This window comes from Aliiroseovarius sediminilitoris, assembly GCF_900109955.1.
Classification (GTDB): Bacteria; Pseudomonadota; Alphaproteobacteria; order Rhodobacterales; family Rhodobacteraceae; genus Aliiroseovarius; species Aliiroseovarius sediminilitoris.
The window spans coordinates 137,576-157,842 of sequence record NZ_FOJB01000003.1 but is presented as its reverse complement, the minus strand read 5'-3'; the positions used below and the strand labels follow the sequence as shown (position 1 = coordinate 157,842).

19 protein-coding genes are annotated in these 20,267 nt (G+C 58.4%); 13 read left to right on the top strand and 6 right to left on the bottom strand.

The features are described from left to right. Positions 1-1,279, bottom strand: a 1,279-nt coding sequence (locus BMY55_RS16645; RefSeq protein ID WP_177179412.1) for a right-handed parallel beta-helix repeat-containing protein, incomplete at its 3' end; no start/stop codon positions are given. Between the two features lie 422 nt (positions 1,280-1,701). Continuing rightward, entirely contained in the window at positions 1,702-3,114 is a 1,413-nt protein-coding gene (locus tag BMY55_RS16640) for an oligosaccharide flippase family protein (RefSeq protein WP_091433726.1), read from the bottom strand. Between the two features lie 597 nt (positions 3,115-3,711). Between BMY55_RS16640 and BMY55_RS16635 the strand changes: the two genes are divergently transcribed. The 13 genes from BMY55_RS16635 (at position 3,712) to BMY55_RS16575 (ending at position 17,231) form a co-directional block, all read left to right on the top strand. After that, the gene (locus tag BMY55_RS16635; protein ID WP_091433724.1) at positions 3,712-4,887 is read left to right on the top strand and encodes a polysaccharide pyruvyl transferase family protein; all 1,176 of its coding nucleotides are present in this window, start codon (positions 3,712-3,714) and stop codon (positions 4,885-4,887) included. 262 nt (positions 4,888-5,149) lie between these two features. Then, positions 5,150-6,826 carry a cytochrome D1 domain-containing protein gene (locus BMY55_RS16630; RefSeq protein WP_218142268.1) on the top strand — a complete coding sequence of 559 codons (1,677 nt, stop codon included), beginning with the start codon at positions 5,150-5,152 and terminating at the stop codon, positions 6,824-6,826. Positions 6,827-6,930: 104 nt separating this feature from the next. Then, complete coding sequence (locus BMY55_RS16625) at positions 6,931-8,760, top strand: NapC/NirT family cytochrome c (protein ID WP_091433723.1); 1,830 nt, start codon at positions 6,931-6,933, stop codon at positions 8,758-8,760. 65 nt (positions 8,761-8,825) lie between these two features. Next, a complete protein-coding gene (locus BMY55_RS16620; protein WP_218142267.1) occupies positions 8,826-9,242 on the top strand; it encodes a cupredoxin domain-containing protein in 417 nt (138 codons plus the stop codon). Between the two features lie 233 nt (positions 9,243-9,475). Continuing rightward, on the top strand, positions 9,476-10,240 hold the full coding sequence (gene cobA, locus BMY55_RS16615; RefSeq protein WP_091433720.1) for a uroporphyrinogen-III C-methyltransferase: 765 nt from the start codon (positions 9,476-9,478) through the stop codon (positions 10,238-10,240). Continuing rightward, positions 10,233-10,538, top strand: coding sequence for a c-type cytochrome (locus BMY55_RS16610; RefSeq protein WP_091433718.1), 306 nt, complete (start codon positions 10,233-10,235; stop codon positions 10,536-10,538). Before cobA ends, BMY55_RS16610 begins: the two co-directional genes overlap by 8 nt. After that, positions 10,535-11,686 carry a cytochrome D1 domain-containing protein gene (locus tag BMY55_RS16605; RefSeq protein ID WP_091433715.1) on the top strand — a complete coding sequence of 384 codons (1,152 nt, stop codon included), beginning with the start codon at positions 10,535-10,537 and terminating at the stop codon, positions 11,684-11,686. The genes BMY55_RS16610 and BMY55_RS16605 overlap by 4 nt, the downstream gene beginning before the upstream one ends. A gap of 3 nt (positions 11,687-11,689) precedes the next feature. Continuing rightward, the gene (ahbB, locus tag BMY55_RS16600) at positions 11,690-12,688 is read left to right on the top strand and encodes a siroheme decarboxylase subunit beta (RefSeq protein ID WP_091433712.1); all 999 of its coding nucleotides are present in this window, start codon (positions 11,690-11,692) and stop codon (positions 12,686-12,688) included. Continuing rightward, entirely contained in the window at positions 12,685-13,137 is a 453-nt protein-coding gene (locus BMY55_RS16595) for an Lrp/AsnC family transcriptional regulator (protein WP_091433709.1), read from the top strand. The genes ahbB (BMY55_RS16600) and BMY55_RS16595 overlap by 4 nt, the downstream gene beginning before the upstream one ends. Then, positions 13,134-13,622 carry a siroheme decarboxylase subunit beta gene (gene ahbB / locus BMY55_RS16590; RefSeq protein ID WP_091433706.1) on the top strand — a complete coding sequence of 163 codons (489 nt, stop codon included), beginning with the start codon at positions 13,134-13,136 and terminating at the stop codon, positions 13,620-13,622. Before BMY55_RS16595 ends, ahbB (BMY55_RS16590) begins: the two co-directional genes overlap by 4 nt. 1 nt (position 13,623) lies before the next feature. Continuing rightward, positions 13,624-14,838 carry a heme d1 biosynthesis radical SAM protein NirJ gene (gene nirJ / locus BMY55_RS16585; protein WP_091433702.1) on the top strand — a complete coding sequence of 405 codons (1,215 nt, stop codon included), beginning with the start codon at positions 13,624-13,626 and terminating at the stop codon, positions 14,836-14,838. Continuing rightward, positions 14,813-16,375, top strand: a complete 1,563-nt coding sequence (locus tag BMY55_RS16580; protein WP_091433698.1) for a nitrite reductase — start codon at positions 14,813-14,815, stop codon at positions 16,373-16,375. The genes nirJ and BMY55_RS16580 overlap by 26 nt, the downstream gene beginning before the upstream one ends. Before the next feature lie 145 nt (positions 16,376-16,520). Beyond that, positions 16,521-17,231 carry a CbiX/SirB N-terminal domain-containing protein gene (locus BMY55_RS16575; RefSeq protein WP_091433695.1) on the top strand — a complete coding sequence of 237 codons (711 nt, stop codon included), beginning with the start codon at positions 16,521-16,523 and terminating at the stop codon, positions 17,229-17,231. Positions 17,232-17,235: 4 nt separating this feature from the next. Here BMY55_RS16575 and BMY55_RS16570 read toward each other — a convergent pair whose 3' ends face one another. From BMY55_RS16570 to ubiT, 4 genes are read right to left on the bottom strand one after another with little or no spacing between them, the layout of a single operon-like run. Continuing rightward, positions 17,236-17,739 (bottom strand): DUF2478 domain-containing protein, encoded by a 504-nt coding sequence (locus BMY55_RS16570; protein ID WP_091433691.1) that lies wholly within the window; start codon positions 17,737-17,739, stop codon positions 17,236-17,238. Next, a complete protein-coding gene (ubiV, locus tag BMY55_RS16565) occupies positions 17,736-18,647 on the bottom strand; it encodes a ubiquinone anaerobic biosynthesis protein UbiV (protein ID WP_091433688.1) in 912 nt (303 codons plus the stop codon). Before ubiV ends, BMY55_RS16570 begins: the two co-directional genes overlap by 4 nt. A gap of 2 nt (positions 18,648-18,649) precedes the next feature. Further along, positions 18,650-19,627: a ubiquinone anaerobic biosynthesis protein UbiU gene (gene ubiU, locus BMY55_RS16560; RefSeq protein WP_091433685.1), complete on the bottom strand. Its 978-nt coding sequence runs from the start codon at positions 19,625-19,627 to the stop codon at positions 18,650-18,652. After that, a complete protein-coding gene (ubiT, locus tag BMY55_RS16555; RefSeq protein ID WP_091433684.1) occupies positions 19,627-20,169 on the bottom strand; it encodes a ubiquinone anaerobic biosynthesis accessory factor UbiT in 543 nt (180 codons plus the stop codon). The genes ubiU and ubiT overlap by 1 nt, the downstream gene beginning before the upstream one ends. Positions 20,170-20,267 lie beyond the last annotated feature (98 nt).

Genomic DNA, 20,267 nt, shown 5'->3' with positions numbered 1-20,267 from the left:
CTGCCTGAGCCGCCGCTTCCGCTGCTGCCTGAGCCGCCGCTTCTGCTGCTGCCTGAGCCGCCGCTTCTGCTGCTGCCTGAGCCGCTGCATCATCTGCGGCATCTGAGTTATTGTTTGACGAAGAACTCGACGCGTAATCAGGTACGGCAGGTCCCTGCGAGCTCGCATCTATCGAGTTGTTGCTGATTTCCCAACCGTTGGGAACATTGTCGATACCTTTGTCCGTCTGGGTATCGAAAATGCGATCGTCGCTGCGTTCGGCATAGCCTTCAGAACCGAAGAACTGGTTGCCCTTTATCGAAACGTCGTCGCTTTCTGGATTCACGCGGATCGTTGGAACCCGCATCAGTGAGCGATCACCATATGTATCGAAGTGATATGCGTTTGCGGTATCGTCCAGATTGGGCTCGGCAGAGATCAGCACGTTGTCCTTGATGGTCAGACCATTGGATTCACCGGTGGTGATTCCGTGCAGGTGAACGTTCCTGATATAGTTTCCTTCGATCACGAAGTCCTGATAGAACATTTCTTCGCCAGCGCGGCCGTTGTCGACTTCTTCATTGCGAATGAAGATCGACTGGGCCCAGCTTCCTTCGCCGATATCCAAAATGTTGTCCCGAATGGTCACATTGGTGCTGGGGACGTCTGTTCCGTTGGTCCAGAACTGAATGAAGTCGCGGTGATCACCCGGATCAGATGAGCCGGTGAAATCGTGGATGTAGTTGCCTTCGATCAGAACGTTTTGGACCGCTGCGAAGTCCAAACCGTCGGATCGCATGGAATGCACGTCGTTGTTCAACACCTTGATGTCCGAACTATCAGTGACGATAAGCCCGCGGTGCCACAGAGAAAACTCTGTGCTTTCAACGGTTACACCGGTACTTTCCTTGACGTTCAGGCCTTGTGCCGTTCCAAGATTTTCGCTTCCTGCAACATCACCACGGAACTCAGAGTTCTTGATTGTGACGTTTTCACTTTTCGTTACCAGGAACGGTTTCGAATATTTGGTGTCGCCCGAACTATACTCATAGTCGAACAGGATTCCGTCAAATGTGATGTTTTCGACTTGGCCCAGCTTCATCGATGAGAAGACCGCAGGATCATTAGAGTTCCCTGATCTGATCACGATCTCCGAAGAGTATTTCACGTTGAAATCGGTCTTGGAGTCCAATCCCAAGTGACCGTAGTCACCGGAAGCCAATACGATCTCATCGCCACCATTCGCTTTGCTAAGCGCGTCTTTTAGTTCGGCTGCATTGCTAACATTGAAGACTGCCATTCATTTTCTCCTGCAAATCTCGGTTTCCCGCGTGTCACTACGCAGGCGAATTGATAAAAGCACCCCGAAGGTGAACATTCCTTCGCTATGCGGCAGATTAGCGCCGAGATTGTGGCAGGTAAGTGGTTTTTCGCTCAGCCCGAAGATGAAATCCGTAGAATTGGGGCCGTATCCTGCGACCCTGCGGACATCCAACACCGTCCAAAAACCACAAGACATATTGCGCGGACCGGATTCCGAATCTGGCCCTGGCATCCTATGGTCAGGATCAAGCAGCCAACGGTTCAGCGGCGCTGTCAACGCTGCTCTGCGCCAAGAGCGCTTAGCTCCTCGCGACGATATGCACGCAATGATCTGAATGGCCCTTGGCTGACTATGCGCGACATAGGTAGAAAGTTTTTGTCGATACGGCGTCTGCCAGACTACCCTAAGACCTTTTTCAGAAAGTGCTCCCGGACATATCGGTGAAGATCACGCATTGTCATGAAAGAAGCGGTCGAGAATAGAAGCAATGCAATCGCGGAAATAACTGAAGAAGATTGCCCATCACCGAACGGCTGCCACGAAAAAACGGCGACAACAAACAGAACCGCAATCGCGCACATCGCCGACACAATGGATTTGCGCAAGGGCAATCCTATTCGATATCGCAGCAAGACCATGGACGCGAGATAACCCAGAAACTCGCCAACAATCGCAAGCCATACGATGACCTCAAGACTGTAACCACGTGTTGCCAGGTACCACGCGGGGATCAGCAGTGCCGCCCGAATGGCATTCGATATCATCGCGTTTTCCGTCTTGGCTTGTGAAACCGCCACGACAGACGCGCCTGTCTTAAAACCGCGCAAGGCCTGCAATATAGCCAACCATGTCAGAAACGGGATGAGGTTACTGTACTTGTCGCCCAGCAGGATATTCACGACTGGTGCCCCAAGAAGGACAAACCCCAACACCAGGACAAGGCTAAAGCACAAACTCGCCTCCAGCGACACTCTGGCGAGGTGGCGAAATTCTTTCGGAGATTCCTTCACGGCAGAGAGTTGTGGAAGCATAAAGGACTGCAAGCTCTTCGAGAACAGCAACGTGGGGGTCAATGTCAGCGTCATACCCATCGCAAAGATCGCCAGCGACTCTAACCCGAGTTCGCTGCCAACGATCAATTTCTCGCCCTGAAAAATAGCCAGCAACAGAATGTTGTTTATCAACAGCGGCCATCCGAACAACAACGCGCGCCGAACGATGGTGCCATCCAAAGCCAGTCTATATGTCCGGGTTGCCGTCAGGTGAGAAACAATCATCAGGGCAAAACCCTGAACCACCACAGAATACAGCATTACCCGGTAGTCGCCAAGAACCTGATACAGCGGCCAGATTATCAGAACCGCAAGAAGCGCGGGTCCAGACGTGCTGATCACAGAGGGCAGGAAAACCATACTGCGGTGCATTCTGTAGATGTCAAAGTGGATGAAACCACGCAGAACTGGCACCACAGCCAAAACTTGGTATGCCCAGGCGACCTCTGGGATACCCAGAAGATTTGCAATCGGGTGAGAAATGAAAAAAAGCACCGCGCCTGATATGACGCTTCGCAGAAGGTGAAACCCTTGAAGTCCGGCCTGAAGAGCGGGGTCATCCCCTTCACGGTCTTGCACAATCAACGACTGCAAGCCCAACGTCGACATCATCTCCACGATGGCCATGCTGATGGCAAATGTAGCTGCAATCCCATAGTCTTCAACGCTGACCAACCGCGCCACAAGTAAGTTTCGTGCAAACAACAAAATTGATGTGGAAGCATTGCCAGACAAAATAAGAAGGGCAGACCTAAACATATGACAATATCCTAGCGCTCAAATTGGAGTCGAACCGGCACAATCTGCATCCCGCCCAAAGCCTTTGTTCAATCATCTTGCTGGGCAGTCAAGCTCTGACAAGAAAGCCGCATGGCGACACTTCTGGGCCAGGCTCCATGCTTTCGTAACATTCAAACTTGCTGTAGAAAGTGAGAGCATGGTCAACAGTGTTACGCACAAACAGAAGAATGGGCGCACGCTTTCAGATGCAAGTCTATTGAGTAATGATCGAACCATTTTTACCGGCCGGCGATCCTATGGGTGAAGGTGCGGGTTGTATCCGGACCGCCCCGGCGTTCATGAAGCGCCTTCCCCACTCTGCGTCCGGACTGCATCTATTCCAAAATCTGCCCCCGGAACTGCGTGTTTGGTGCCAGACTTGCGAGCCCACGGGAAGAGTGACTGTTTCCCATGGCGCCCTTCCAGAAGATCTCGTTCTTTGCAGTTTTGGCACAGTATGCAGCGGTGAATTTTCGGGATATCGCGGAGCGGGAAAACCGTGCTATAGACCCAACAGGCGCCAAGATAAATAGCGTCGTGGAAGGCGCGAGCAGGTAATTTCAGGCAGGTTTTTTGATGATTAATGTTGTCCTCACGTTCCACGGAGCACGCAATGACAACCTTGGTGTCGGCGCTCTTACTGCGTCGGAAGTAGAGATTCTTCGGGGAATTGCCAAACGAACCGGCATCGATGTGCAAATAACAGTCATCGATGCTTTAGGAACGCGAGAAGCCTATATAACCGGCCCGGACATCACGGTCGAGAATGTTCGTGTGCTGCGCCAACCTCACAAGGTTCTGCGTTTGATGCGTCAGGCAGATTTGGTGATCGATATCGGTGCTGGCGACAGCTTTACCGATATTTATGGGCGCAGGCGGCTTAATGTCCTTTTCATACTAAAATATATTGCTCATATCACACGGTGTCCTTTGGTGACCGCGCCGCAAACAATTGGTCCATTCACCAAACCCGTTTCAAGGTTTCTTGCAAAAGGCTCGCTACGTAGATCCGCCATCGTTGCGACACGCGACAAGCTTTCCACTCAATGCGCGCGTGAACTGGGGATAAATGGCTCGATCATCGAGGCATCGGATGTTGCTCTGCGCTTGCCCTACACTGAAACATCCAAGGCCGAGGGCGGCCCGGTCAAAGTGGGAATTAACGTATCAGGCCTGCTGATGAGCGGCGGCTACACAGGCAAGAACATGTTTGGTCTGCATATCGATTACCGAAAGCTCATCACAGATATTATCGAACGATTTATCAATCACAAAATTGACTGCGAACTCCATTTGGTTCCACACGTTATTTCCGCAGTAAAAGGAAGTGTGGAAGACGACCTTCATGCCTGCAATGAACTTGCAAAGACATACCCGTCAGCGAAGGTAGCGCCCGAATTCCGGTCTCCAAGTGAAGCAAAATCTTATATTTCGGGTTTGGATTTTTTCATGGGCGCCCGAATGCACAGTTGCATCGCTGCGTTTTCGTCCGGTGTGCCCGTTGTGCCAATGGCATACAGCCGAAAATTTGCAGGATTGTTTGACAGCTTGGGATACCATTACACAGTCGACTGCACCGCCGACGCAAGTGAAACCATCATCGAAGATATATTCAGTGCGTTTGAGAACAGGTCACTGGTTGCAAATGAAATGGCACAGGCGTTCAAGTTGGGGCAGCAAAAGCTTCTGGCCTATGAAAAAGCACTTGAAGATCTGATTTGCACACTCTCTGCTCGACAAGAACTTCGATAGCCTGATCCAAAGAATTCAGGGGCACCCAATCAGTTTGATTGCCAAATTTGTCGGCTCGGTAACAAATTCATTTGCAAACTGACACTCAGTAACCCGGTCTTGTTTGACAAACTTGAACCGTGACCAAAACATAAAGAGCAGACTTCCCAGACACTTAACAAAGCTGCTCTCGTTTTCGTGAACTTCGTTGACATATATCAAGACGCGTTTTGTCCAGAACCGTCATCTTCTTCTTGCCTCACCAAGCAAACGGAGAGTGATCATGTCACTTGGAACCACCCAAAAGAAAATCCGCAGTTCGCTAGGGATCGGCTTTGCCATGATGCTCAGCAGCGTTGCAATGCCGGCTTTTGCCCAAGAGCCGACGTTGAGCGATGAAGCATTCGAAGCTTCCAAGCAACTATATTTTGAACAATGTGCCGGCTGTCACGGCGTGCTTCGCAAAGGTGCGACAGGGAAGAACCTGGAACCCCAATGGAAGAAAACAGCTGCTGACGGCACAGTGACCGAAGGCGGCACGCTGAAACTCGGACAAGAACGTCTTGAGAAAATCATTCAGTGGGGCACCGAAGGCGGTATGAACAACTTCTCGGACATCATGACCGAGGAGCAGATCAAAGACATGGCGACCTATATCCAGATGGATCCGCCCAAGCCGCCGGAAATGTCGCTGGCGCAGATGAAAGAGACCCGCAAGGTCTATGTCGAAGAAGCCGACTATCCGACCGAGCCGCTGCACGGGCGCAACTGGGAAAACTTCTTCGTCGTCATCGAACGTGATGCCGGTAAAGTGGCTGTCATCGACGGCGACACCAAAGAAGTTCTGACCCACATCCCGACCGGCTATGCCGTGCACGTGATCAAAGCATCAGAGAAAAGCGAAATCTCTGAACCGGAAAACCCTGGCCGGTTCTGGTACACTATGGGCCGTGACGGCAAGATGACCAAGATCGACCTGTGGCAAACACCGGACAAGATGCTGGTTTCCGAAGTCAAGATCGCCTACGACGCCCGCGACGTGGCGGTATCCGGTGACGGCAAATACGTGATCGGTGGTGGTTACTGGCCCCCGCACTTCGTGATTGCGGATGCGAAAACGCTGGAACCGCTGAAGGTCGTTTCGACACGCGGCGTGAACATCGATGGTGATTATGTTGAAGAGGCCCGTGTGGCCGCGATCTATAACACACCCAATGAACCGACATGGCTGGTTGCCGTGAAGGAGTTGGGACAGATGTGGCAGGTCGATTACTCCGACCTCGACAATCTTCGCATCGACAAGATCGACAGCGCCAAGTTCCTGCACGACGGGTTCTTTGACCCGACAGGTCGCTACTTCCAGATCGCGGCGAACGCCTCGAACAAAATGGTTGTCGTCGACACCAAGGAACGCAAGCTGGAATCCATGATCGACGTTGCCGCCCTGCCGCACCCCGGCCCCGGCGCCAACTGGGAAGATCCGAACTGTGGCCCGGTTGCAGGCACCACCCACTTGGGTGTCGGCACCGTGACGGTTTGGGGCAACGACCCCGAAGGTCGCCCGGATGACGCCTGGAAAACCTGTTACGAAGTTGAAACCGACGGCGCTGGCCTGTTTATCCGGACCCACCCGAACTCCAAGTATGTATGGGCGGACCAGACCAAACACCCCGATCCTGAAGTTCAGCAATCTGTTCAGGTCATCTCGAAAGAGACCGGCGAAATCGTGAAAACGATTCAGGTGACAGATACGGAGGGCAACGCCGCTGTGCACTTCGAGTTCAACGCAGACGGCACCGAAGTCTGGGTCTCGAACTGGAACCTCGCAGATTCGCTTGAGCCAAATGGCGAGATCGTGATCTACGACGCCGAAACGCTGGAAGAAAAAGCCCGCGTGAAAGGTCTCTATGCCCCGACCGGCAAATTCAACGTCTATAACCGGTCGAACCACGTCACCTGACGGTGAGTTGAAACGAACCCAGGGGGGCGGGCACAGCGCCCGCCCCTTTTCTGATAAGCAGGTCTGAACACGGACCAAACACGAAGCCAGAACGGAGCCTGGACATGCCCCAGACCAACGGTAGCGACCCGAAAAAGCCAATCTGGCGGCGGTATTTCCTGTGGGGAATGCCGCTTGCCGGGATTCTAGGCGTCTTTGTCGCCGGTATCATCTTCTGGGGTGGTTTCAATACCGCCATGGAAGCCACAAACACCAAGGAATTCTGTATTTCCTGCCACGAAATGGAAGATTTCGTCTATCAGGAATACCAGGGCACGATTCACGACGTGAACCGCTCGGGCGTGGGCGCGGTGTGTTCCGACTGTCACGTGCCGAAGGACTGGACCCACAAGATGATCCGCAAGATCAAAGCTTCGAAAGAGCTTTGGGGCAAGATGATCGGGACCATCAACACCGAAGAGAAGTTCGAAGCCAAACGACTGAAATTGGCAATGAACGAATGGGAAAGGATGAAAAACTCCGATAGCCGGGAATGCCGAAACTGTCACGACTTCCAGTCGATGATGCCGGAATTCCAGGCCCCGCGCGCCCGTCAGCAACACCTGAACGCGATGGAAACCGGGCAGACCTGTATCGACTGCCACAAAGGCATCGCACACTCGGATCTACGCGACCGCGCCGAAGAAGGGTATCTGGAAGCGCTGGAAGCGCCGAACCCGAAATTCATACGTGAAGTGCCGCAGGCCTATCTGGACAGCCTTGCCCGAATAGAAGCGACGGAAGCCGAGGAAGAAACCGCCCGCAAGGCCGAGGCCGAAGCCGCCCGCGCCCGTGTAACAGCCGCCGTCGAAGCCGCTCGTGCAGATGAACGCGCCAAGGTTGAAGCCGAAATGTCAGGCTCTGCCACGGACGGATCGGCAGGCGGTGACGCGGGTGCATCCGACGGTGCAAGTGCTGGTGGCACGGTTGGGGCGAATGTCGATTGGGACGCTGTCGCATCGTCTGACCTGACGCTGTTCTATCCGGGCCAGGCCTCGTTCGAATGGGTGCAAAACGGTCGCAATCACGGCGGCGCACGCCCGCTGACCAAAGGCGGCGACCAGTGTTCCACCTGTCACGCGAAGGAACTGGAAACCATCGGCAACAAGATTGTCACCGGTTCGGACGAAGGCGGGCTTGAGCCGACCCCCATCCCCGGCAAACGCGGCACGATCGCCGCCACCTTGAAGGCCGCATATGACGACGAGAACGTCTATTTCCGCCTGCAATGGATGAATGCCGAACACAACCCCGTTCCGTTTGTGGACGGTGGCAAGATGGACCCGGACAACCAGATCAAGGTTGGTATGATGATCACCGGAACAGGGATCGAGATGGGTGAGCAAGTGGGCTGCTGGGCAAGCTGTCACGCTGACAACACCTATATGCCCTTCGACCCGGGTGCGGACGCGATTGCCGCCAGCGGCGACATCGCCACGCAGCTTCAGGCCGAACAAACCATCACCAAGTATCTGGCTGAAAGCCGCACAGAGATCGAGCTGAAAGGCCGCGGCGACAAACCGTTGGGTGGATGGGACAAGGTGAAAGATCCCGCCGAGATCGATCAGCTCTTGGCCGATGGCACTTTCCTGGACCTGATGCGCGTCTATGCGGATGGTTCCTCTGAAAACGGCTATCTGCTGGATCGCCGCGTGGTGAACGACGGCGATATGGCCGCCGAAGCCAACCTGGGTGCCGATGGCATGTGGACCGTCACGTTCTCGCGGCCCTTGATGGGTGGCGAAGGCGATGTCGCTCTGGAAGCTGGCAAGACCTACACGGTCGGCTTTGCGATCCATGACGACTATGCGGCGGCACGTTTCCACCATGTGACGCTGGACACCAGCCTTGCACTGGACAATCCAGAAGCCACGATTAACGTGGTCAAACAATAAGAACTGCGCTGCGGCTGCCTCAACCAGCCGCAGCGTCTTTCCCCGAGGCTCAGAAAGGAACGCTTATGAAACGCTCTGTTCATGCACTTGCCCTGTCCTCTGCCGCCGTGCTTTCCACGGCGTTTCCCGTTTTCGCAGATGAAGACAAAACCGAGCTTTGTGCCGAAGCCGAAGACCGATATGTCGAACTGTTTGGCGCCCCTTCTTCCGAGGCCGAAGGCGTTACCATCGTCAAGATGTACAAGTATAACTTCTGCCCCGGCAATCTGTCCGTGCCCGTCGGCACGACCGTGCGCTGGGTCAATGTCGACAAGCGCACCAGCCACAGTGTGATTCTGCCTGACCAACCCGAAAGCGACCGCGCCTTCCCCGAAGAAAGCGTCGAATTCACCTTTCTGACCGCAGGCGAGCAGCAATATCTTTGTGGTCCACATTGGGAAACGCAAAAAATGATCGGTATGGTCACTGTGACCGACGAGTAGTCGGCACAACCCACTGATTGTTTTATACCTTTTTTGACATGAAAAAGGGCGCGGTTAATTGGCTGCGCCTTAACTTAGATCAAGGAAGCAGATCACCGGACGGGCCATTTTAGCCTTACAAACCGGCCCAAGCCTCACCCGCTGGCGATGTCTGTCTTCTGGCGCATGTTCGATGCTGTCACGCTCCTCGGGTATCTGGCTTCCAGCCATCCATAGGACGAGCGAGACACGATATGACCGGCAAAATCTATCTGATTGGCGCAGGACCCGGAGACCCCGAGCTGATGACCATGAAAGCCATCCGTATGCTGAACGAGGCTGACGTGGTGGTTTACGACCGGCTGGTGTCCGATGACATCGTCGCGATGGCCCCGCCCGATGCACAGATGATTTTCGTCGGCAAAGCCTCGAAATGTCATACGGTGCCGCAAAACCGGATCAACGAGATTCTGGTCGAAAAGGCGCGCGCCGGTCTTACCGTGGCGCGTCTGAAGGGGGGCGACCCGCTGATCTTCGGGCGCGGCTCGGAAGAGGCGGGCTATGCCGTCTCGCAAGGGGTCGAAGTCCAATACGCCCCCGGCATCACCGCAGCCCAGGGTGCGTCCAGTGTGACCGGCGTGCCGCTGACCCATCGGGGTCTGGCCACCGGCGTGCAATATGTCACCGGCCACCGACAGGCGGATGGCGTGCTGGATCTTGACTGGAAATGCCTGGCCAACCCCGACACGACGCTTGTCGTTTACATGGGCGTGGCCAATATCGGCCAGATCGCCGTGGGCCTGATGACCGAAGGCCTGCCGGGCAACACGCCTGTCCTGGCAATCTCGCGCGCGTCAACACCTGACGAGGCGCGCATGATCTCGACCCTCGATCACGTGGCACAGGATGCCCGGCGCGCCGGGCTGAAGCCCCCCACCCTGTTCATCATCGGCAAGGTCGTGTCGCTTTATGACGCCGCCCGGTTCGATCCCGCGCCAGAGCTCGCCGCCCATGCGTAGCCTTCTGGCCCTTCTTCTTCTGTCAGGTGCCGCCCATGCGGGCGAAGCGCCGATTGACCCCATCGCCCTGACGCGTCTGGTGCAACAGGATTGCGGATCTTGTCATGGGTTGACCCTGAAAGGCGGGTTGGGGCCGGACATCCGCCCCGAGACCATCGAGCATTATGACCCGGAGGTTCTGCAATCGGTGATCCTCGACGGCATCCCCGACACCGCCATGCCCCCTTGGCGCCCGCTGATTTCCGAGGCCGAGGCCGCATGGATCGCTGACTATCTTCTGAAAGGCGACACCGAATGAAAACGCTGATTTCCGCCCTTGCGCTGGCCACCACCCTTGGCACTGCGGCGCTTTCCGACACCATTGCCACGGGCGATCTGGGGCTGGTGATCGAACGGGCCAAAGGTTCGGTCCTGCTGGTCGATCAATCCGACCGCGCATCGCTGGCCCGCATCGAAGGCCTGGGCGATCTGTCCCATGCCTCGCTGGTCTATTCGCCCGATGAACGGTTCGCCTATGTGTTTGGCCGTGACGGCGGGCTGACCAAGGTCGATATCGTCGAACGCAAGATCGCCAACCGCGTGGTGCAGGGCGGCAACTCGATCGGCGGGGCAATTTCTGACGACGGCAAATTGGTCGCCGTGTCAAACTATGAACCCGGCGGCGTCCGTGTCTTTGACGCCGATACGCTGGAACTGGTGGCGGACATTCCCACGGGGTCGAAAACCATCGGGCTTGTCGACATCCCTGGCCGCCGCTTCGTGTTCACCATGTGGGACACGGGCGAAACATGGATTGCCGATATGTCAAACGGCAACGAGCCTGAGATCACCAAGATCGCCGACATGGGCAAAAACCCCTATGACGCGCTGGTCACAGGCAATGGTCGCACCTATATCACCGGTCTGTTTGGCGAAGATGGTCTGACCGCGTTGGACCTGTGGGAGGATGATCCCGAACCGATCCGCGTCATGCCGAACTATGGTCGCGGACAGGAGGAACTGCCGGTCTATAAAATGCCCCACCTTGAAGGCTGGGCACTGACCGGGTCCGAATTCGTGCTGCCCGCCGTGGGCCACCACGAGGTTCTGTGGATCGACGCCCAGACGCTAAAGGAAACCGGCCGCACCAAGACCTATTCCCAACCCGTTTTCGCCATGGCGCGCCCCGATGGCCGTCAGGTCTGGGTCAATTTCGCCCACCCGATGAACGACACCATTCAGGTGATCGACACGGTAACGAAAGCGGTGATCCACCAATTCAAACCCGGCCCCGCCGTGCTGCACATGGAGTTTACCCCGCGCGGTCACGAAATCTGGATCAGCGTGCGCGACGAAAACAAGGTCAAGGTCTACGACACGCAAACCTTCGAGCTTCTGCGCGAGATTGAGGCCGACAGCCCGTCAGGCATCTTCTTCACCGCCCGCGCGCACCGGACGGGACTGTAGGTTATGAGAGAGGTCGCCGATCCCATTGACCGCGCCCTGCTGGACGATTGGCAGCGCGACTTCCCCGCGATCCCGCGCCCATTTGCGCATTTGGCAAACACGCTTTGCACCAGCGAAATTGACGTGCTGAACCGCTTGGCGGACATGCAGGAAAACGGCACCATCACGCGGGTTGGCGCGACCTGTGCGCCGAACACGCTGTCTGCCTCCACGCTCGCCGCCGTCGCCGCGCCCGAAACCCGCATAGAAGAGGTCGCGGCGATCATCAACGAAGACCCCGGCGTGAACCATTCATACGAGCGTGAGGACCAGTGGAACATCTGGTTCGTCGCCACCGGGCCGGATCGGGACGCGGTGAACGCCTCGCTTGATCGTATTTCTCAACGCACCGGGCTGCGGGTGATCGACCTGCGCTTGGTGCAACCCTTCAACATCGACCTTGGCTTCAAGATGGCGGGACAAGACACGCCGGTCATGCACGCCACCCCACGGGCGCTGGATCTGTCCGCGATCCGCGACGGCGACAAGACCCTGATGAACATCCTGACCAAAGGTATGCCCCTGGTTCCCGCCCCCTATGCCGTGATTGCCGATCAACTTGGCCAGAGCGAAGCTCAGGTTCTGTCGCGCGTCACTGCCTTGACCGAGGCCGGCGTGTTGTCGCGTCTGGGTGTCATCGTGCGCCACCGAAAGCTGGGCTGGACGTCGAACGCCATGGTTGTCTGGCACGTGGCCAAAGACGACATTCCTGAAGCAGGCACCCAACTGGCCGCCCTGCCCGGTGTCACACTGTGCTATGAACGCCGCCCGGTCGCGGATGTCTGGCCCTATCGCCTGTATTGCATGATCCACGCCCAATCGCGCGAGGCTGCAATAGCGGTGCTGGAGAAAGCCCGCGCCCTGCCCGCACTGGAAAACATCAAGCACAAGGTCCTGTTTTCCACCCGCTGCTTCCGCCAAACCGGCGCGATGATCGCGAAAGAAAAGGAGGCCGCCGAATGACCGCCCTTGACGATATCGACCGCGCACTGGTCAACGCCCTGCAAGACGACCTGCCGTTGGATCACCGCCCCTTCGCGCCGTTGGCCGAGAAACTTGGTCTGACGGAACAGGCTCTGCTGGACCGTGTCTGCGCCCTGCGCACCTCCGGCGTCCTGACCCGCTTCGGCCCGTTCTTTGACGCCGCCGCCATGGGCGGGGCGTTCTGCCTGTGCGCCATGAATGTGCCCGCCGACCGGTTTGACGCAGTGTGCGACCAAGTGAACGCGCACCCGGAAGTGGCCCACAACTATGAACGCACCCACAAGCTGAACATGTGGTTCGTGCTGGCTTGTGAAACACCCGAAGGCATCGCCGACATCGCCGACCAGATCGAGGATGAAACCGGCCTGCCCGTGTTCCGCTTCCCGAAACTTCAGGAATTCTTCATCGGCTTCAGGGTGGCGGCATGAGCATTGACGCAACAGACCGCGCGATCATCGAAGCGCTGCAATCCGGCCTGCCGCTGGTCCCTGCCCCCTACGCCGAAGTGGCCAAGAAACTGGGGCTGGCGGAGTCCGACCTGACCGCCCGCCTTGCCGCGATGAAGGAAAGCGGCGTCATCCGCCGTATCGCCGCAGCGCCAAACCATTACAAACTGGGCATGACCGCCAATGGCATGACCGTTTGGGATGTGGATGACGCGGTGCTGGCCGAAGTCGGCCCCAAGATCGGCGCACTGCCCTTCGTCACCCACAGCTATGAACGCCCGCGCGCGCTGCCCGACTGGCCCTATAACCTGTTTGCCATGGTCCACGGATCATCGCGCGACGAGGTCGAGGAAAAGCGCCAGCAGATCGTCGAGCTTCTGGGCGATGCGCTGCGCGGCTCGGACACGCTTTATTCCACTCGCATTCTGAAAAAGACGGGGCTTCGGCTTCGCAAGAAAGGGGGCTGATATGTTCCGCCTGACCGAATACATGCACCAACTTGCCAAACCCACCCCCGTGCGCCAGCGCCGGGGCGACGGGATGGTGAAACCCGTGGTGATCTGGAACCTGACGCGCCGCTGCAACCTGAAATGCCGTCACTGCTACACGGTGTCGGCAGACGTGAATTTCCCCGGCGAACTGTCTGAAGCGCAAGCGATGGACACGTTGGAGGACCTCGGCCAATTCAAGGTTCCCGCGATCATCCTGTCAGGCGGCGAGCCGCTGGACAGCCCCTATCTGTTCCCACTGGCAAAGCGCGCCCGCAAGCTGACACGCGTTCTGGCCCTGTCCACCAACGGCACCAAGATCCATGGCGAGACCGCCGATCAGGTGGCCGAGATCGGGTTCAACTATGTCGGCATCTCGATCGACGGGATTGGCGAAACCAACGACTGGTTCCGCGGCGTGGATGGTGCCTTTGACGATGCCGTGCGCGGTGTGCGCGAGCTGAAAAAGCGTGACGTTCGCGTTGGCCTGCGCTTTTGCCTCACCGAAGGCACGCAGCACCATCTGCCCGATCTTCTGAAACTCTGCGATGACGAAGGGGTTGATAAATTCTACCTGTCCCACCTTGTCTATGCCGGTCGCGGCGACAAGAACCGGGGCGAAGATGCGCACCATTTGATGACCCGCAAGGGCATGGATATGCTGATCGACCGCGCGTGGGAAAGCGCGTCGGGCGGGCGGCAGTTGGACATTGTCACCGGCAACAATGATGCCGATGCCGGCTATTTCCTGCAATGGGCGGCCGAGAATTTTGACGCCGAGAAAGTCGCCCATCTGCGCGAACATCTTGTGGCCTGGGGCGGCAACTCCTCGGGCATGGGGGTCGCCAATATCGACTTTCTGGGCAAGGTTCACCCCGACACATATTGGTCCGACTACACCGTCGGCAATGTGAAGGACACGCCGTTTTCCCAACTGTGGACCGGCGATGACCCGATGCTTGCCACCCTGCGCACCCGGCCCCGCCCGCTGAAAGGTCGGTGTGGCGCCTGCGCGATCAAGGATGTCTGCGGCGGCAACACCCGCATCCGCGCGTTGCAGGTGACGGGCGATCCGTGGGCCGAAGATCCGGCCTGCTATCTGACGAATGACGAAATCGGCGTGACCGATGCCGACCGGCTTGAAGTCACCCCCTTCCGAGGCAAAAGCAATGACCCGAAACACCAGTTTTTCTAAAGCTCTTGCGCTGGCGGCAGCCCTGACCGCCCTGCCTTTCGCGGCAAGCGCCGATCCGGCGCAGGATTATCAGGACTATTGCGCCGAATGCCACGCCGATAACCGGCTGGGTGCGCAAGGTCCGGCCTTGATTCCCGAAACACTGGCCCGAATGCGCGGCCCGAAGATCGAGGCGGTAATCCGCGATGGCCGCGTCACCACCCAGATGCCCGCCTATGGCGAAGAGCTGTCGGGTGAACAAATTGCCGAACTCGCCGCCTATCTGAATACGCCGCTGGATGTCATTCCGCCTTGGACTGAACCCGAGATCATGGCCAGCCGCGTGATGGATGAAGATTACGCGCCGGTGGGTGCGCCGGTCTGGCCGTCGGACCCGATGAACATCACGCTGGTGGTGGAAACGGGCGATCACCACGTCTCGGTCCTGGATGGCGACACGTTCGAGGTTCTGGACCGGTTCGAAACCCCCTTTGCCGTGCATGGCGGACCCAAGTTCACCCCCGACGGCAAGTTCGTGTTCATCATGTCGCGCGATGGCTGGGTGCAGAAATACGACATCTACGCCCTGAAACAGGTGGGCCGCGTGCGGGCCGGTCTGAACAGCCGAAACATTGCCATGTCAGGCGATGGGAAATGGCTGGCGGTGGCGAACTACCTGCCCAACACGCTGACCATCCTGTCCACCGATGATTTGTCGGTCGCCGAGGTGCACGAGGTTGTGGGCAAGGACGGCACGCCCAGCCGGGTGTCGGCCGTCTATCAGGCCCCACCGCGCGAAAGTTTCGTGCTGGCGCTGAAAGACGTGCCGGAAATCTGGGAAGTGTCCTATAGCGACAACCCCGACATGGGATTGTTTGCTGCGGGCTTCACCCATGATTGGCGCATCGAAGGCCCGACCAGGCAGGACACACCCTTCCCGATCCGCAAGATCACCACGCCCGATTATCTGGACGATTTCTTCTTCGATCAGAAATACGAACATATCATGGGCGCCTCCCGCAAAGGCGAAGATGGCTTGGTCATCGACCTTGTGATTGGCCAGAAAGTGGCCGACCTGGACTTGCCGGGGATGCCTCACCTTGGATCCGGCATTACATGGGACTGGAATGACACCAAGGTCATGGCGACCCCGCACCTGAAAGAAGGCGTGGTGTCGGTGATCGACATGAACAGCTGGAAAACCGTCAAGCGGATCACCACCGAAGGGCCGGGCTTCTTCATGCGCAGCCACAAGAATTCGCCCTATGTCTGGGCCGATGTGTTCTTCGGGCCGAACAAGGACAAGATTCATATCATCGACAAACAATCGCTTGAGATCGTGCGCACCCTGCAACCCGTGCCGGGCGCAACGGTCGCACATGTCGAGTTTACCAAGGATGGCAGCCGCGCACTGGTGTCCGTCTGGGAAGACGATGGCGAAGTTCTGGTTTATGACGCCAAAACGCTTGAGATCGTGAAACGCTTGCCGATGCGCAAGCCTTCGGGCAAATACAACGTCTGGAACAAGATCACCTTCGAAGAAGGCACCAGCCACTAAAGCGTTTCGAGTTATACTTGAGACACGAAGATACCTCGAAACGCTCGCACAACTCGTTTGTCGCAGGCGTTTTGACAAAAGCAGATGAACCAGGTTGTTGTGGAAACGCCTTAACCGCGCGCCAGCTTTCAAAAGGAGCCAGCCATTGGACCATATCGACGCCCTGATCGTCTCGCACGGGCAACCGTCATTGCCCGACCCGGCCGAAGCCGCGTTGGCGGATTATGTCACAAAGGTGCAAGCCCATATGCCCGACCTGCGGCTGGGATCGGCCACACTGGCCAGGCCCGGCAGCCTTGAGGCGCAGCTTGCCAAGATGTCCCCCGGTGCGGTGGTCTATCCGCTGTTCATGTCCGACGGCTGGTTCGTGCGCACCTGTCTGGCCGGACGGCTTGGCGACGCACCTTACGCTGTGATGACGCCATTTGGCATGGACCCGGCCCTGCCTGGTCTGGCCGCCGCTGGCCTGCGGGCCGAGGGCTGGAACGATGGCGATCCGCTGTTGCTGGTCGCGCATGGGTCGGGAAGCGGACGTCACGCCCCCGCGCGCGCCACCTATGATTTTGCAGACCTGCTGGCCGCGGCTTTATCCGACGCCGCGATCTCGGTGGGCTTTTTGGAACAATCCCCGACCATCCCCGAGGTCGCGAAAGCCCTGCCAGACAACATCCTGTGCCTGCCCTTCTTCGCGATGGAGGGCGACCATGTGCGCGAGGACGTGCACGAGGAACTGGGCGCTTGCGCCTTCAAAGGCCGCCTGTTGCCGGTGATCAGCCAATTGCCCGGCGTGGACGCGATGGTTGCCGCTGCGATCAGCGCAGAATTGACCGGCGCGCGCAAAGCGGCATCGGCCTGACAGGTCAGCCGCGCACCCACGTCAGGATCGCATCGGGGTCGGCGGGCAGGGTTTCGGCCATATCGCCGACAAACTCGGCAAAGCCTTTGCGGCTGGCCTCCCCCCCGCCAAGCCCGACCAACACCGGAATGTCCTGCTCCAATGCGGCCGCGATGGCAGCGCGAAACCCGCGCCCTTCGGCCTCTTCCGGGCCAAACTTGTTCAGGATGAACGCGTCGGCCTCATTGACGCTGGCCTGATCGACGGCGGCCACGGCTTCGGCTATCGCCTCGGGGTTCAGACGGCATCCTTCGGACCCTGCGCCCAAGGATTGCGTGATGCGAATGGTGCGATTGTCCGCCAGCACCCGCACGTCCATATCGCAATGATGCGACCCTGCGGGCTGGTCCTGCAAGACTTTCACGATTCCGTTCAGCAAAAAGCCTTCGGCTTCCAGGGTGGCGGCGGCCTCGGCGATCAGGCGGTCGGTTTCGCCCCGCCCGTCTGCGGTGATATACGCAATCCTCATGCGGGTTCTCCTTCTTTGGCACGCGACCAATCGGCACCGCGTGCACCGGTCAAAAATCCATCCGACAGACGCATACCGCCCGACAGGGTTTCCAGTTTTTCAGACAATGCGGCTGCGTCCAGCGTCCCGTCAATCCGGTCGCGCCACGCCTGACAGACGCGCAGAAAATCACCGGTTTGCGGTGACAGTCGCAGCGCATTCACGCCGGCTTTGTCCAACACCTCCAACTGATTGGCCATACTGGCGCAACTGTCCGACAGGGTTTGCACGCCGTTCATTGCCAGGAATGGTTGGTCTTCCAAGGTGCGCACCGACAGCCCATCGGGGTCATCCTCGCAGGCAAACTGGCAATTGTCCTTGGTGCGTTTGTGCAGCCGCGCGTGATAGCAACGGCCCGAGATCGCCAGCGGCAAACGGCCATGCCCCCACACTTCGATCGCCACGCCGCGCGCCGCGCCCTCAGCCGCCAGCGCGGTGACAGATGCCAACGGCAATTCCGGCGGCAGGCAAATGCGCGTGGCCCCACGATCGGCGAGCCATGCCAGCGTGCCTTCGTTATAGACATTGACCAAAGGCCCGACCGAGAACGGCACGTCCTTGGGCAGATAGGCCAGCGTGGTCAGGTCGTTCACCTCGACCTCGACACCTGCATCGACAAGTTCGGCGGTCAGTTTACGTTCGCGTTTCAACGTCACAAGGGCAAGCGAGGTCACGGCAACCTCTTTCCCCGCCTCCAGCAGCGTTTCAATCGCGCCCGGCATGCGGTCCTGGTAGAATGGCAAGCGTTTCGAGCACACAAGCTCGCCCAGCACAACGCGGTCCACGGGGGCGGCGGCCATCTGGTCGTAAAACGCGCTCCACGCGTCTGCTTTCCAGAAAAACTGGTTTGGTCCGACGGTCAACTGCATGGCTACCTCCAGGTTTTCTTATAGGCACCCGCGGTCGCGGCCTGCCCTTCGGTCAGTTGTGCCAACATCCCCTGGGGCATGGGGCGGCCTGCGGCTTGCGCCTCGACAGCGGCACGGAAATTGCGCACCACTTGCGCGACATAGGATCGCGAGCGTTGCCGCCCCTCGATCTTCAACGCCGTCACCCCGGCCTTCGCCAGTTGAGGGATCAGCTTCTCGGCATTCAAACTGACCGGATCTTCGAACAGATGCCCGGTCGCGTCGCCTGCGCTGAAACACCCCTTGCACAGCGTGGGGTAAGGCGCGGGTTCATCCGCGCCAACCTTGTGAATGGTGAACCCGCCCAGCTTGGCCGACAACGCGCCGTGGTCATCGTGGTATTCCACATGGCTTGCGGGTGAACACACGCCGTTCATGTTGGGCGACAGCCCAGTGGCGTAAGAGGAGAGCGAACAGCGCCCTTCCGCCATCACGCACAGGCCGCCAAAGACGAACACCTCGGTCTCGACCTCGGTTTCGGCGTTGATCGCGGCAATTTCCGGCACCGACAGAACGCGCGGCAGCACGACGCGCTTCACGCCAAATTCGCTGGCATAGAAATTCAACATATCGGCATTGGCAGCGGCGGCTTGCACCGACAGGTGCCGACGCAAGCCGGGGTGGTGTTTCGCGGCATAGGCCAGCAGGCCCAGATCGGCCAGAATCACCGCATCGACGCCGCATTTTTCCGCGTCCGCCACCGCGCGGTGCCAGATCGCCTCGGCCCCCGCGCGGGGGTAAGTGTTGATCGCCACCAGCACTTGCGCGCCGTGGTCATGGGCAAATTTCACGCCTTCGCGCATTTCGTCCCGGTCGAAGTTCAGACCGGGGAAGTTGCGCGCGTTGGTTTCATCGGCAAACCCGCAATAGACGGTATGCGCCCCCGCTTTCACAGCCGCGCGCAGGGATGCGGGCGTGCCGGCGGGGCAAACGATTTCCATTACCACAGGGGGTCCTCCTCGTGGCGCGACAGGGCCACGCCGGTTTTGGTTTCAGCAAGCCCAATCAGGCGCTTGACCTGAGCCGCGAACGGACCGGACATCGCCTCGGCTTCGGCGGCCAGATCAAGCTCGGCATCATCAATGGCGTTGCGCAGGGCCAGAACCGCGGCGGTGTCGCCTTCAATCACCAGATCACGCGAGAAAAACAGCGCATCGCCATCGTAGGCCCCGTGCACCATGCCCAGAAGCCCGGACAGAGGCCCGGCGATCCGCGCGTCGCCCTCAATCGGTTTGCGCGACAGGCGCAGGCGGGGATGGCCCGCGCGGGGTTCCAGCAAAAGCGTGACGGGCAGGTCGGTCGGGTCCAGCACGAAACGCGCATTGCCATAGTCGCCCAGCCGCTTGAACATCGACGGGTGCCGCGCGCCCATCCGGCGGGCAAACGCGCCAAGCGCAAGTGCGATAGGTGTCAATGGCAACCCGCGCAGGGCGAATGCCGGAAGGCGTGGAAAAACAGGCAGTTGGACGGCATGGTCCTGCATGGCGCACCTCTTGAACACGGGCAAACGGGTGTTTCCGCCAGGCCTTGATAACAGCCCCAGCGCGGAGCAACTTGATCAAGGTCAATTGCCCGATCACA

Coding starts and splice junctions, on each gene's coding strand:
- ahbB (WP_091433712.1), top strand. CDS start 11,690: ATGAGAGAGGTCGCCGATCCCATTGACCGCGCCCTGCTGGACGATTGG.
- nirJ (WP_091433702.1), top strand. CDS start 13,624: ATGTTCCGCCTGACCGAATACATGCACCAACTTGCCAAACCCACCCCC.
- BMY55_RS16595 (WP_091433709.1), top strand. CDS start 12,685: ATGACCGCCCTTGACGATATCGACCGCGCACTGGTCAACGCCCTGCAA.
- BMY55_RS16630 (WP_218142268.1), top strand. CDS start 5,150: ATGTCACTTGGAACCACCCAAAAGAAAATCCGCAGTTCGCTAGGGATC.
- BMY55_RS16580 (WP_091433698.1), top strand. CDS start 14,813: ATGACCCGAAACACCAGTTTTTCTAAAGCTCTTGCGCTGGCGGCAGCC.
- BMY55_RS16640 (WP_091433726.1), bottom strand. CDS start 3,114: ATGTTTAGGTCTGCCCTTCTTATTTTGTCTGGCAATGCTTCCACATCA.
- BMY55_RS16610 (WP_091433718.1), top strand. CDS start 10,233: ATGCGTAGCCTTCTGGCCCTTCTTCTTCTGTCAGGTGCCGCCCATGCG.
- BMY55_RS16620 (WP_218142267.1), top strand. CDS start 8,826: ATGAAACGCTCTGTTCATGCACTTGCCCTGTCCTCTGCCGCCGTGCTT.
- BMY55_RS16570 (WP_091433691.1), bottom strand. CDS start 17,739: ATGAGGATTGCGTATATCACCGCAGACGGGCGGGGCGAAACCGACCGC.
- ahbB (WP_091433706.1), top strand. CDS start 13,134: ATGAGCATTGACGCAACAGACCGCGCGATCATCGAAGCGCTGCAATCC.
- ubiV (WP_091433688.1), bottom strand. CDS start 18,647: ATGCAGTTGACCGTCGGACCAAACCAGTTTTTCTGGAAAGCAGACGCG.
- cobA (WP_091433720.1), top strand. CDS start 9,476: ATGACCGGCAAAATCTATCTGATTGGCGCAGGACCCGGAGACCCCGAG.
- BMY55_RS16625 (WP_091433723.1), top strand. CDS start 6,931: ATGCCCCAGACCAACGGTAGCGACCCGAAAAAGCCAATCTGGCGGCGG.
- ubiT (WP_091433684.1), bottom strand. CDS start 20,169: ATGCAGGACCATGCCGTCCAACTGCCTGTTTTTCCACGCCTTCCGGCA.
- ubiU (WP_091433685.1), bottom strand. CDS start 19,627: ATGGAAATCGTTTGCCCCGCCGGCACGCCCGCATCCCTGCGCGCGGCT.
- BMY55_RS16635 (WP_091433724.1), top strand. CDS start 3,712: ATGATTAATGTTGTCCTCACGTTCCACGGAGCACGCAATGACAACCTT.
- BMY55_RS16605 (WP_091433715.1), top strand. CDS start 10,535: ATGAAAACGCTGATTTCCGCCCTTGCGCTGGCCACCACCCTTGGCACT.